This window comes from Methanosarcina baltica, from assembly GCF_055394095.1.
In genome coordinates this window covers 947,007-959,569 of record NZ_AP042463.1, presented here as the reverse complement: position 1 = coordinate 959,569, position 12,563 = coordinate 947,007, and the positions used below count along the sequence as shown (strand labels likewise).

General features: G+C 47.9%; 12 protein-coding genes and 1 other RNA gene. 10 read left to right on the top strand and 3 right to left on the bottom strand.

Going from position 1 to position 12,563, the window contains the following annotated elements; translation table 11 throughout:
* Nucleotides 1–190: 190 nt before the first annotated feature.
* Nucleotides 191–928: an RNA methyltransferase gene (locus ACZ5QV_RS04140; protein WP_464601350.1), complete on the bottom strand. Its 738-nt coding sequence runs from the start codon at nucleotides 926–928 to the stop codon at nucleotides 191–193.
* 38 nt (nucleotides 929–966) lie between these two features.
* Nucleotides 967–1,164 (bottom strand): 4Fe-4S dicluster domain-containing protein, encoded by a 198-nt coding sequence (locus tag ACZ5QV_RS04135; protein ID WP_464601349.1) that lies wholly within the window; start codon nucleotides 1,162–1,164, stop codon nucleotides 967–969.
* 219 nt (nucleotides 1,165–1,383) lie between these two features.
* Between ACZ5QV_RS04135 and ACZ5QV_RS04130 the strand changes: the two genes are divergently transcribed.
* The 7 genes from ACZ5QV_RS04130 (at nucleotide 1,384) to ACZ5QV_RS04100 (ending at nucleotide 8,811) form a co-directional block, all read left to right on the top strand.
* Nucleotides 1,384–1,773, top strand: coding sequence for a ferritin-like domain-containing protein (locus ACZ5QV_RS04130; protein WP_464601348.1), 390 nt, complete (start codon nucleotides 1,384–1,386; stop codon nucleotides 1,771–1,773).
* Nucleotides 1,774–2,115: 342 nt separating this feature from the next.
* Nucleotides 2,116–2,775: an NAD(P)/FAD-dependent oxidoreductase gene (locus ACZ5QV_RS04125; RefSeq protein ID WP_464601347.1), complete on the top strand. Its 660-nt coding sequence runs from the start codon at nucleotides 2,116–2,118 to the stop codon at nucleotides 2,773–2,775.
* Nucleotides 2,776–3,749: 974 nt separating this feature from the next.
* Nucleotides 3,750–4,544 carry a respiratory nitrate reductase subunit gamma gene (locus ACZ5QV_RS04120; protein WP_464601346.1) on the top strand — a complete coding sequence of 265 codons (795 nt, stop codon included), beginning with the start codon at nucleotides 3,750–3,752 and terminating at the stop codon, nucleotides 4,542–4,544.
* 1 nt (nucleotide 4,545) lies between these two features.
* Nucleotides 4,546–5,802 (top strand): (Fe-S)-binding protein, encoded by a 1,257-nt coding sequence (locus ACZ5QV_RS04115; protein ID WP_464601345.1) that lies wholly within the window; start codon nucleotides 4,546–4,548, stop codon nucleotides 5,800–5,802.
* A gap of 209 nt (nucleotides 5,803–6,011) precedes the next feature.
* Nucleotides 6,012–6,647, top strand: a complete 636-nt coding sequence (locus ACZ5QV_RS04110; protein WP_464601344.1) for a DUF116 domain-containing protein — start codon at nucleotides 6,012–6,014, stop codon at nucleotides 6,645–6,647.
* Nucleotides 6,640–7,260 carry a DUF116 domain-containing protein gene (locus tag ACZ5QV_RS04105; protein WP_464601343.1) on the top strand — a complete coding sequence of 207 codons (621 nt, stop codon included), beginning with the start codon at nucleotides 6,640–6,642 and terminating at the stop codon, nucleotides 7,258–7,260. The genes ACZ5QV_RS04110 and ACZ5QV_RS04105 overlap by 8 nt, the downstream gene beginning before the upstream one ends.
* 426 nt (nucleotides 7,261–7,686) lie before the next feature.
* Nucleotides 7,687–8,811: a geranylgeranyl reductase family protein gene (locus ACZ5QV_RS04100; RefSeq protein WP_464601342.1), complete on the top strand. Its 1,125-nt coding sequence runs from the start codon at nucleotides 7,687–7,689 to the stop codon at nucleotides 8,809–8,811.
* A 148-nt stretch (nucleotides 8,812–8,959) separates the two neighbouring features.
* Here the strand turns inward: ACZ5QV_RS04100 and rnpB are convergent.
* Nucleotides 8,960–9,314, bottom strand: an RNA gene (gene rnpB, locus ACZ5QV_RS04095) — RNase P RNA component.
* 281 nt (nucleotides 9,315–9,595) lie between these two features.
* On the opposite strand from rnpB, the gene ACZ5QV_RS04090 reads away from it, so the two are divergent.
* The 3 genes from ACZ5QV_RS04090 to ACZ5QV_RS04080 are packed head-to-tail and all read left to right on the top strand — an operon-like array spanning nucleotide 9,596 to nucleotide 12,469.
* The gene (locus ACZ5QV_RS04090) at nucleotides 9,596–10,741 is read left to right on the top strand and encodes a methanogenesis marker 9 domain-containing protein (RefSeq protein WP_464601341.1); all 1,146 of its coding nucleotides are present in this window, start codon (nucleotides 9,596–9,598) and stop codon (nucleotides 10,739–10,741) included.
* Nucleotides 10,725–11,819 carry a triphosphoribosyl-dephospho-CoA synthase gene (locus ACZ5QV_RS04085; RefSeq protein ID WP_464601340.1) on the top strand — a complete coding sequence of 365 codons (1,095 nt, stop codon included), beginning with the start codon at nucleotides 10,725–10,727 and terminating at the stop codon, nucleotides 11,817–11,819. Before ACZ5QV_RS04090 ends, ACZ5QV_RS04085 begins: the two co-directional genes overlap by 17 nt.
* A complete protein-coding gene (locus ACZ5QV_RS04080; RefSeq protein ID WP_464601339.1) occupies nucleotides 11,816–12,469 on the top strand; it encodes a DUF447 domain-containing protein in 654 nt (217 codons plus the stop codon). Before ACZ5QV_RS04085 ends, ACZ5QV_RS04080 begins: the two co-directional genes overlap by 4 nt.
* The last annotated feature ends 94 nt before the right edge of the window (nucleotides 12,470–12,563 follow it).

Below are 12,563 nucleotides of genomic sequence, written 5' to 3'. Positions count from 1 at the left end.
TGTACATTAAAAACGTACTTTGTAACTTCCGAATATTAAAACGGATCTGTTCGAATATGAAGTTTTCCATTCCGGCCGGGGAAAGGGTCTGACTGAAGACCTGAAATATCTCAGGACCGGAGTATTTTGTATTGGTGGTGGCTTCCTATTTTAGCTTTCCTTCCGAAAGTGCGGGAGACATTCCCCTGTTTTAGTTCTCCTGCAGGGGCTCTTCTGATTCCTCTTCATCCCTTACTCCAATTTTCCTCTCCACCTTCCGGATTACGCCTCGCAGGGTCTGTACTTCCCTGGGGGTGAGCCCGGCCCTTCCAAAAATTCTCCTTAGCATGAGGTGGGTCTTGTCCTTTTTGTGCGGGGGGTAATCGATTTCCTCAAGGAATTTTCCCAGGTGCTCGTAGAGCAGGCGCAGGTCAAAGCCCTTGGCAAGGGGGTTTTCCAGACTTTTTAGGTCTGAAAGCTCGTAAAGCACAACCGCAACCGCATGTGAGAGGTTCATTACAGGGTAGACTTCCGAGGTTGGAATTGTGATTACCATATCAAAGCTTTTAAGCTCATCGTTTCTAAACCCGTTATCCTCGCGCCCTAAGAGGAGGGCAAGTTTCCCGCTGTATCCCTTTAATTTCTCTTTTATGTCCCGGGGCGTGTAAAGCGGCAGACGCACGTGTTCCCCTGCTTTCAGGCATGATGCGCCCGTGGTCCCGATTGTGAGGTCAATCCCCTCGATTGCTTCTTCAAGCGTGCTGACAACTCTGGCTCCTTCCAGCACATCCCGGGCATGGGAAGACATGGCCCTGGCCTCCCCCTCAAGTTTGCAGGGGTTTACAAGGACAAGGTCCGTATACCCGAAATTTTTCATGGCCCTTGTGACAGACCCCACGTTGCCCTGGTACATGGGTTCCACAAGCACGACACGTAACTCAAATGACACTCATGATCAAATCCTAAAATTAATATCATTTTTAAAAATCAGTTTTCAAGAGTTATTGCGTCTTCCATACAGACGCTCACGCATAACCTGCATCCCAGGCACCAGGAAGGGTCCTTTACAACAGCGACCGCTCGCCCGTCCTTTTCCTCTATGGAATAGATCCGGGGCCCTTTCGGGCAGGCTTCCCTGCATGATCCGCAGCCTGTACATTTCTTTTCATCGATATAAATCTTCATGTTCACGGTGAAACAAAATTTTTCTTTTTTCGTAAATCCATCCGGAATTCCGGAAGCTTTTCCGGAGAAGGATGGAGAAGGAGACAGGCTTAATGCATATGTGTACAGAAACCTTATTTATTCTCATTATTATATAAGATTCAAGTATCTTAAAAGGGGTTAAACCCGCAAAGAGAAACTGTTTTCTCACAAATATTCTTTAAAAAGGAAGTGTAATTTATGAGTCTTGAACAAATCTTACAGAACACCTTCAAAGGGGAAACTACCGAAGTTGGCTGGTACCTTGCGATGTCAAAGATTGCGGAAAGAGAGGGCTTTGCGGATGTTGCGGTTTATCTCCGTCAGGTCGCAATGGACGAAGCCTGGCATGCCACCGAGGTTGCCGAAATCCTGGGGCTCGTCAAGGACTCAACCATTGAAAACCTGGAGATGATGATTGAAGGGGAAGCAAATGCCGAGGTCGAAAAAGCCGAAGCCGCCGAAATCGCCCGCCAGGAAGGAAACACAAGGGCCGCCCTCTTTTTTGAGCGGGCTTCCCTCGACGAGGCCAGGCACAGAGCCGGACTCAAGGGTTTTCTGGACCGGATAAAAAAAGAGCAAAAAGAGTAAGTTTCAGGACGGATTTTGGGGAGATGGGTCTCAGGTAAATGGCTCCGTCTCTTTTTCCCGGCATCATGCATTTTTTTGGGACCTGCTTTTCGGGGGGCCGGATTTTAGGGGACCGATCTAGGGGCCCTAACTTTTTTTGTACATACTATTATATTTGTTGGGGCATAACTGAATATGGGAGTCCGGTGCCGGGTTATTAAAACTTATCTAGCTTAATCGGAGCTTTTTTTTCGTGGTTGAAACGGCGGCTTCAGGCCTTTTTAATTCCTGACCTGGGCTGGCCTGGCCTGCCGTCAACTGCTGAAGTTCACAATATACTACATTATAGAAGGAGTGGGTAACATGACAGGAGACATACCTGAAAAAGCTGCAATCGTACAGCGAGACGGAGAAACATACGCAATCGCCCCCCATATTCCGGGGGGAATCATATATCCGAAAACCCTCAAGAAGATTGCGGAAATTGCCGAGAAATACAACGCTGCGGCCCTTAAGTTGACCTCTGCCCAGCGGATTGCAATCGTGGGCTTAAAAGAAGGGGACCTTGATTCCATCTGGGAAGAACTGGATATGAAACCCGGAGCCGCCATAGGTCTCTGTGTCCGGAGTGTAAAGATCTGTCCCGGCACAACCTTCTGCAAGAAAGGAAAACAGGACGCTGTGGGCCTGGGGCTTAAACTTGATGAAATATACCATGGCATGGAACTGCCCTCAAAGTTCAAAATGGCCGTTTGCGGCTGTCCTAATTCCTGTTCTGAACCCGCAATCAAGGACATAGGCATCATGGGTACTGCAAAGGGCTATAATCTGATGGTCGGAGGTACTGCCGGCCCGAGCCCTAGGTTAGCGGACACGGTGGCAAAAGGGCTCTCTGAAGATGAAGTCCTGAACATGGTGGAGAAAATCATTAATTTCTACAAAGGGTACGGGAAACAAAAACGGCTCGGAAAGGTCATTGAAGAAATAGGCCTTGAAAAGTTCAAAGCAGAAATCGGACTCTAAATCCATTATATCCGAGTGCCAAAATCCTTTCACCAATCTCAAACGAAGGTCAACTACCCCTCCCTAAAACCTTCGCCTAACGACTCAGGTTTTTGAGGAAGGGGCTTGCTTTGGTAAGCCCTAGTTGAATAGCCTTTCGTTATACTGGTCATGATATTCGAGAATACTCCACACGTTCTCGGAGATTTCGATTTGGATTAAACATCCCTGAGAGGTAGGGGAAGTGTTCAGGTCATAACAAGCCAGTATAACAGTGGCGATGTGGACCCACTCCTGCAAAGGAGGACAGAACATAAGGCCACTGTCAAACAACATTAAGGTCCCCTGTTAAACAAAAAATGGGGGCCTTATCTCGACGCATTCATCTCCCACCTGCCAGTTCCTCCAAAGTCGGAACTGTCGAGGAAGGAGTCTTCTGCTGTCTGAGAATAAAAAACCACGGAAGAAAGAACGCCGGAAATATGCCCTTTAAGGTTTTTCTGGTGTTTTTCAGTCCACTTTCGGATTTTAGTCCACTTTCGGATTTTTAGTCTGCTTGAGCTCGCACAGCGAGCGAAACGGACCCCGTGCTCCCGAAACGGAATTCGGGAAGTACAACTCGGGACTTTCAACATTTTTAGGGCAAATATTTAACGGATTTTGTTGAGAGTTTTTTTCCGGATGAATAACTTCATATTTCTATTTTTATAAAAATAACAATTCACTCTATATTTTCTTTTCTCCCTGAAGCTCAATTGTCCCAATGCTTCTTGATTTTTATGAGCCACCTGCGGCTTTCCGGAGTATCATCTCTTAAAGATAACGTTTAAATATAATAGATACAAAGACTATTCAAACCTTATACAGACAGTCGTATCTACAGTTTCTCAATCATTACTGTTATCGATAATCCTGTAAAAGTCCATGAGTTCTGGAGTGCAGTCTCAGTTCTCAATTTTTGACCCATTACGTAGGAGGAATAAACTATTAGTGAAATGCTATATTTTTCTGGACTGACGGATGCTCTTCGGATTCCGTTCGTTCAGATGATGGCAATTAGTATGATTGCCATGGTGATTTTTGTAATCGGTATGATTGGCAATTTCCAGAAATGGGGTGCCGGAGTGACAGGCTATGCTCTTGAACCTGAAGCCGGCAGCAAGGGAAGTGCAGTCCGTTTCTTAAAGACCTGGTGGAAACAGGTAACTGAAAAGTCTGCCCACGGGCATGGAAAACCCATCCTTGAGGTCCTTGTCCTGGACATCCTCTTACAGAGGAGAATTCTCAAAAGAAGTCCGGGCCGCTGGTTCATGCACTTTACGATTTTTGCCGGCTGGATGACTCTTTTCGCCATGTCCGGGATGATGTTCTCAGTAGAAATGGCCGAAAGGTTTATCGAACTACCTTTCACCGCCGAACAATTCAGAGAAGTTTTGCAGCTCCCCAACGACATCTTCGGATACGTCCTGCTTGTCGGTGTGCTCATCGCCATTGCCAGAAGACTCTTTATCAAGGAAGTCAGAGACGCTTCCATCATGTATGACTGGATCCTTATAGGAGTGCTTTTCCTTGTCACCGTTTCCGGGTTCGTCGCTGACGGGATAAGAACCGGAGATATCGTCTGGAATATTGGTATGTCCGGAGATACCGCAGTTGCTTATGCACCTCCCGCGGCTCTCTTCCACTCCGTAATTTCCCTTCTATTCTGTATTGCCTACATCCCCTACAGTAAATACATCCACATAATCGCCACCCCGCTTGCAATTCTTGCAAACAAGGGAGGAGAATAAAATGGCAAAAAAACAACCTTCAATAGACACCAAAAACCTTACCGCAGTCCAGCTCATGGAGCTTGATTCCTGTACCCGCTGCGGAGAATGTGTAAAGTGGTGTCCGACCTATGCAGCCTCCGGCCAGAAACCGGGTCTTGCCCCAAGGGACAAGATCCTGCGCTGGAAGGATTTCATGAACAGGTCCTATGGGCTTAAAGCAAAGCTCTTCGGCCCAACGGAGATCTCAGATGCCGAACTCGAAGAGTTCAAAGATGACGTCCACAACTGTACAACCTGCGGAATTTGCGGTACCGTCTGTGAGTCCGGAATCGCTACTGTGGAACTCTGGGAAGCCATGCGGGCAAACCTTGTAAAAAAAGGAATTGGCCCCTATGGGAAACAGAGCATGTTTCCGAAACTGGTCAACCAGTACAACAACCCCTACATGGGTGCTCCTGAAGACCGCCTCAAATGGATTCCTGATGATGTCAAGATCGCCGAGAAAGCCAACATCCTCTACTTCGGTGGATGTACTGCCGAACTCAGGCAGACCAAACTGGCTGTTGCGACTGCCAGGGTGCTTAACAAGTTAGGCATTGAGTTCACCATGCTCGGGGAAGATGAATGGTGCTGCGGTTCAGCCATGATCAGGACTGGTCAGTCCCATATTGAAGACGTCGCCCGCAAGGTTGCCAGGCACAATGTGGATGCCATCAAAGCCAAAGGTGCAACAAAAGTCCTCTATGCCTGTGCAGGCTGCTTCCGTACTTCCAAGGTCGACTGGCCAAGGCAGCTTGGAGAAGAACTGCCCTTTGAAGTAATCCACATTACCGAGTTCCTAGAGGAACTTATCAAGAAAGGCCAGATCAAGTGGGAAAAGTCCATTGACAAGACTGTTACCTATCACGACCCCTGCCACCTTGGCCGCCACGTAGGTGTATACGACGCCCCAAGATTTGTGCTTGAACACATTCCAGGGGTCAAGTTCATTGAAATGGAAAACGTTAGGGAATTCCAGCGCTGCTGTGGAGCCGGCGGTGGTGTGAAAGCAGGTATCCCTGAACTTGCACTGGGAGTTGCCGAAACCCGTGTAAAGGATGCTCTTGCAACCCATGCAGATATCCTCTCAAGCGCCTGCCCGTTCTGTAAGAGAAACCTTCAGGACGGAACGAAATCCCTCAATGAAAAGAAGACTCCGGGTGCAGAAAAGCTGGAAGTCGAGGACATTATTGTCATGGTCGCAGAAGCCCTCGGCCTTGAAGTAATAGGAGATTGAACCCTTCTGGGTTAATTTTCCTTTTTTTCACTTTTTTTCACTTTTTTCTTTTCTGTCCTTTTTTCTTATTTAAACTCCTTTCTGCTCATTTTTTCCTTTTTTGAATTTATCATAGAATTCTCTCATTTAAACTCTCTTTTTATCGCTCCTGTAACTGTTTTGAATTATATGGGTAACTTTAAATACTTACAAAAGCTCATGGTCAAGTTATGCAAGTTCCTTATGAATTACTAGGGAGAGTATTCATATTACTGATGATTCTGGCCTTCTGCGGCACGGTTTTTGCCCTCATTGTAGGGGCATACTCTTTCAAAAAACACAGGATCATCTTCCCAAATTTCATACTTTTCATGCTCTATCTTTTTTATTCTCCCTCCCGGTGGATTTGCAGAACTTTCCGAATCCGTGAAACCCTGGTAGATGATATCTTGATTGATGTAAGAAACGCCTCCATGTTGGAGGACTTCATACACACGAAAGAGCGCAGAGTTGTGCTTCTCCCCCAGTGCTTGAGGCACCCGGAATGCAAAGCCAGATGCGACCCTGTCCATGGGTACGAATGCAAACGCTGCGGGAAATGTGATATCGCAAAGATCTGTGAAGCCGGAGACAGGTGTAATTTCAAGGTCTTCGTGATTCCCGGTGGCAGTTTTGTCAAAAAGATCTTCAAGGAATACAAGCCCCGGTCCTGCCTGGGGGTCGCCTGCTATAATGAGCTTGCAGAAGACATGCAGGAAGTAGCCTTCGTCCCGATACAGGGCATCCTCCTTCTCAGAGATGGCTGCTTCAACACCGAAGCAAATGTGGACGAAATAATCAGAAGAATGGAGATGTGCGATGTATAATTTTATTGGCAAAGTCCTCTTTGTCGTCATTGTATTGTCCGTTGCCCTTTCAACGCTTGCACTTGCGGTAAGCAGGATCAGCCTGAAAAGGCACGTCTGGCTTGCAGGTTTTTTTGCAGATGTGCTCGATTTTTTCTACCTCCCCCTCAGACATCTTTTTATCAAGTTCTCGGATTCCCGGGTCCTGGATAAATGGATGGCCTCCCTGAAAAATATGGCACAAAAGGCCGATTTTGCAAAAACCCAGAAAAGGATCATCCTGGCCCCTCACTGTATGCGGGCCCTTGACTGCCCGGCCTATTCCACAAGAGAAGGAATCCAGTGTAAGTCCTGCGGTAAATGCGTGTTTACCCAGTTAAAAAAAGATGCTGAAAAGTACGGATATAAACTCTTCATCCTCACGGGTTCTTCTTTCGTAAAACGCATCCTGAAAATGGAAAAAGCGGACGGGGTACTTATGGTAGCCTGTGACTACGAAATCAACAAGGTGATGCGGGCTCTCAAGGGGAAAAATGTCGTGACCTATGGGATTCCCATGGAAAATGACGGTTGCTACGGGACAGAAGTTGATTATTCAAAGGTAACCGCTGTTCTGGAAGAATTCAATAATTAAATTTCATGGTTTGCCGATTCCCGGGCGAGGTTTGTTTTTTTGCATTTCCTAAATTCAGACATCCAAAGTTTGAACTTCCAGAAAAACCAACCGCTTAAGTCAGTTACCCAACACTAAAGCAGTGGAGCTTCCTGCTTCATTCTTCGGAGCAAAACCCATAAGTCTACAGGGCTTTTTCCATTCATTTATAAAGTTGGAACGTCCCTTCATGGAAAACGTAACGATGGAAAAAAAGAAAAATAAATAAGTGATGCTTACATCCTCTGAGCTAAATGCCTGGGATTTCACACTTTATATATAGGAATGGTAATAATATAATTTCAAATTTTGGAATCGATACAATAGTTCCATTTACCTAATAATCATTATTGTTAGCAAAAGTCCTTGATGTTATATTTGAATCGTTCCATAATAGGTTGCTCAGATATGTATGATTTAATCATTGTAGGCGGTGGGCCTTCCGGTTCCTCGGCTGGAAGGCGAGCTGGGAAGCTCGGATTAAATGCGCTACTTCTCGAAAAGGAGAGTTTTCCACGCTACAAAGCATGTGGGGGAGCCCTCTCCGAAAAGGCTCTCTCGTACCTTGACTTCAAACTGCCTGAAGAGCTTATAGAATGGGAAGTTACAGGGGCAAAGGTCATTTTCAAAGACCAGTGCACTGAAGCCTACAAAGACCACCGGATCTCGGTCCTTGTTTCCAGAAATGCGTTTGACAATTTCCTGCTTGAAAAAGTGAGGGAAAGCGGGGTCGAAGTTCATACCGGGGAAAAGGTAACTGACTGCAGGGAATTTTCCGACTGCGTAAAAGTGGAAACAAAGGAGAACACTTACAGGGCAAGGTTCGTAATCATTGCCGAAGGGGTCCAGGGACTTCTCAAGACCTGCGTGAGGCCTGCGGATAGCAGAGAAGAGTACGGGATATGCATGGTCACCGAGGTCCCTGCCACAGAAGCAGAGATTGAGGAGAGGCTCGGGAGAGCTGTGGAACTGGAGTTCGGAATCGCAGGTGGCGGGTACGGCTGGGTCTTTCCCCATAGAACTTATTATTCCGTAGGAATGGGAGGCCTTGTCAAAGATCTCCCCCACCCGAGACAAACCATGCTCGATTACCTGATGAAAAACGGCTTTACAGGGGAATACAAGCTGCACGGACACAAAATCCCCTGTGGAGGGCTCAAGCGTAGGGTAACAGGTTTGAGAATAATCCTGAGCGGGGATGCTGGTGGGTTCGTAGACACCTTTTCAGGAGAAGGCCTGGCCTACGCCATCCGCACAGGGCAGTTTGCGGCGGAAACGGTTGCCGAAGTTTGCCAGCAAGGGGAAAAATCAAAAGGCCTGAAAAAATACGAGAGCCTCTGTCAGGCCGAGTTCGGGACCCACCTGAAGTATTCCCTCGTGTTTTCAAAGCTGATGCACCGCTTTCCGGAAAAGACCTTCAGGACATTTACCTCAAATGAGAAAATGATAGACAAATACCTGGAGGTTATGGATTACAGTATAAACTACAAGGATTTCCTGCGCTGGACCCTGTTGAACTTCAAATCCCGCTAAACCAAAAATTCAGTACAGAAAAACCGGTGCAGAAAAAACGTATATGAAACTCTTCGATTAACATGTACAAAAAATAAAAGTACACATTGCACTTTCAACTAAAACAGTTGGAGACACAGTTGGAAAAACAGTTCAGAATAATGTATGCGAGTGAGGTCCGTAAGCTCCCTTCTGTTCCTGCAAAAGTCCCGTCTCACTTCCCGTGAGGGGACGGCCCCTGAGGGCACTTGCAGTGACGGCATTCGGCTAAGCGTATCATAATGAAAGGGGGCGATCCAGACAGCTTAAACCCCTTTCCCAACTTGCACCCACGAGGTTTCACCGTTTCATCCGCTTTCCCATGCGACCTCGGCTTTTCGGCCTCATTGCATTAGCACGGGACGGTATCGTTTCTGTGCCAGAGCCCGGGTTCTCACCCGACACCCTTTACAGGTGTTCGTGTATCTGGATTGGTGGGGAGACTTTCCTCAGACCAGTGGTCCGGAAGCCGTCCGACCTCTCTCGCAACTGAGATTTTATTCCTGTGGACTGCATCTGTCTTTTGTTATATATATTTTTGCCACCCTTAGCTCTGGAGCAGGCAGTGTGTATCTTCCGGCCTCTCATACATTCAATATAATGTTTGTGTGTTGGAGCCTTGTCCAAATATTAATATATATGCATGTATCCCTTATCAGGGAAACACAAATCCCTCTTATTGTTAAAAAATGTTTATCGTCACTTTAATATGTAAACACGACGACACTTTCCTATTCATTTTCAGGCTTATTTTCAGAGGTAAAACATGAGTGATGATTTATTCGATCTGCATGTAGGGTATGTATCTTTTAAGAACCCAATCGCACTGGCACCGATGGCAGGAATTGTCAATAGTGAGTTTGCCAGTAAATATGCAGGTGATGCCGGACTGGTAGTGCTTGGGGCCTTTAACGTGGATGAAGGTTCCATCGCGGTTGCGTCCGAACTGGAAGCCCGGGGTAGGAAAGAATTCATTTCCAGTGAACCCCTGGAGCTTATAAAGAAAGAAATCCGGGCCGTGACCACCGGCAGTGCTGTTGCGGTTAATGTCCGGAGCACAACGCTTGGCCCTCTGGTCGAAGCTGCAAAAATGGTAAAGGAAGAAGGGGCAATCCTCGAGTTAAACGCCCATTGCAGACAGCCCGAAATACTCGAAGCAGGGCTTGGAGAAGCTCTCCTGTATGACCTTCCGAGGCTTACGGAATGGATCCGGGCCATTAAGGAAACCGGAGTCGTGCTCTCGGTCAAGGTCAGGGCGAATGTCGTGGACGACGTCAAACTTGCCAGAGCCATCGACAGGGCCGGAGCGGACATCATACACGTTGATGCCATGCTCAATGGTTTTGAGGGGCCCGATCTGGACGTGATCCTCACTTACCGGGACTCGACAAGGCTCTTTCTGATAGGAAATAATTCCATCAGGGATTTTGCCGGGGCAAAGGAAGCCTTTTCCTGGGGTGTCAATATGGTTTCGGTTGCCCGGGGGGTCCTGGACGACTCCGGCCTGATCCCGGAACTGGTAGAAAGTATCAGTTCTTACCAGAAAGTCATAGGCTGGTACAACGCCCCCAAGCATGTCTGCAGCAGTGGAGATTTCAGAGGACTTGCTTTTTGTTGTCTGCCCGTAAAACCCTGCCCTGTACACGAGAAGTTCGGAAAGCTGGGTTATACCGCCGAGGAGTTTACCCGGACTAAACTGGACTTTGCAAAGGGCACCCTGCTCGAGTTCGGACAGGACACCTGTTTTGGAAGTCTGGTCTGGTGCTGCAAAATCACCAAACCCTGCTGGATCCGGGACGGAGCCCTCAACACCCTTGACCTTTCCAATGCCGGCTACATGAAACTCAAGCGCGAGCTTGCAGAATACGTACTGGACCATGCAAAGGTTCCCGTAAATGAATCCTTACACTGAGATCCCGGCCTATATCGCTCGCTCCGCCCAGCTTGCCATGCTCCTGGAGGTCTCGGCTTCCCCCAAACCCGGAAACGTTGACCGGGAACATGACTTCCCCGACACCTCTTACGAGCATTTCCTGGCCTCATCCGTAGGAGTCTATCCAATCCTCGAAAAGGCCGCAGGGAGCAAAAAAGGAATCGGGACTCTACTCAGGCAGGCAGTTTCCGAAAGTGTGGCCTGGCAGAGAGGGGGAAACACCCATTTCGGAGCGTTCCTCCTGCTTATCCCCCTGGCAATGGCAGCAGGGGAAATCCTTGCAGGGAAAAGAGAGGATAGATGTGCCCAAAGCCCTTCTTCCGAAGTTCCCGGGCCGGGAATACTTGAGGCAGAAGACTTCGAAGTCCTGGTCTCCCGGGCCCATGCCCTTGTCCAGGCCACGGACTATGAAGACGCTGTGGAGTTTTATCGGGCCTTTGCGGCCGGTGGGGTCAGGGTAAACAGTGTAGAGGAGTTTGACCTGGAAGACTCCGCCTCGACCATTGAACTTCAGGAGCAAAACGTAAGCCTCTATGACCTTATGGAAATTTCAAAGGGTTACGACCTGATAGCAAACGAATGGACTACAGGCTTCAGGTGTTGCCTTGAAGGGGCAGAGACTATCCTTGCTTTCATGCAGGCCCGAAACGGTAAAACCTGTATCGGTAAAAACTTTTGCGGAACCGGGATAAATGAAGCCGTGGTCTACACTTTCCTCAAGTTGCTTTCCAGGTACAGGGATACCTTTATCCAGACCAAGTTCAATGCCGAAATCGCTAACAGGGTATCTTCCCGCGCTCATTTGATCCTTTCCTCCTGGGAGGAAAACGATCATGATTCTGATTCAGTTCCATATTCATTTTCAGGCCCGGATTCGGATTTGGATACCGCTATGAATGCTGGCCTCAGTGCCGGAACCAGGGATTTTAAGGCCCTGCTCCCTGCCCTGCGGGAATTTGATTCCGAACTCCTCGAACAGAGGATCAATCCGGGTTCCACCGCGGATATCATAATCGCAGGCCTGTTTATCGCTTTACTTGGAGGACTCCGTTTTTGAATGAAGTTAATGATTCCGGAGACTTGCCAGCAAGCAGGTCCGCAGCCCCGGTTGGGCCTGTTGACCTCTCAAGTTATGGAATCCTGGAAGGAATTTCCGAGACAATCGTGTGCACGGGCTTTGAAACCCCGAACGCAGCTCCCATTGGAATCATCAGGAAACGTGGCAAAGCCCTTGTACGTCTTTTCGATGGCAGCCAGACAAAGGAAAATGTCTCAAAGGAAGGGTATTTTACGGCAAATGTGGTGCTCGATCCCCTCCTGCTCGTGCGTTCGACCTTTTCCGACCTGGCCCCCGAGGAATTCGAGTACGTGGAAATCGAGGGCCGAAGATTCCCCGTCTTAAAAGCCGCAGCAGCCTGGGTGGCCTTTGAGTGCATAAACGTGAAAAACAAGGATTCCGTACTTGTGGCCGAGCTCCTGCCTCTCAGGGCGGGATTTTTTGAGGAGAACAGGAATGTGCTCCCGGCCCCGAACAGAGGGTTTAATGCCGTCCTTGAAGCCACAGTACACGCCACCCGTTACCAGCTTACCAGCGAGGAAAAATACGCGGACTGGATCAGGCATTACGAAGTTCTTGCCCGAAAGTGTGGGGGCCAAAAGGAGAAAAAAGCAATGCAACTCCTCTATGAAGTGCTTGGCTTTGAATAATTTTTCTGGGTTCCCTTTTACAGATAGGTGCCAAGATTCTTTAACTACCCTCAAAAAAACCACGGAAGACACGGTAAATCACGGAAAAATGAAT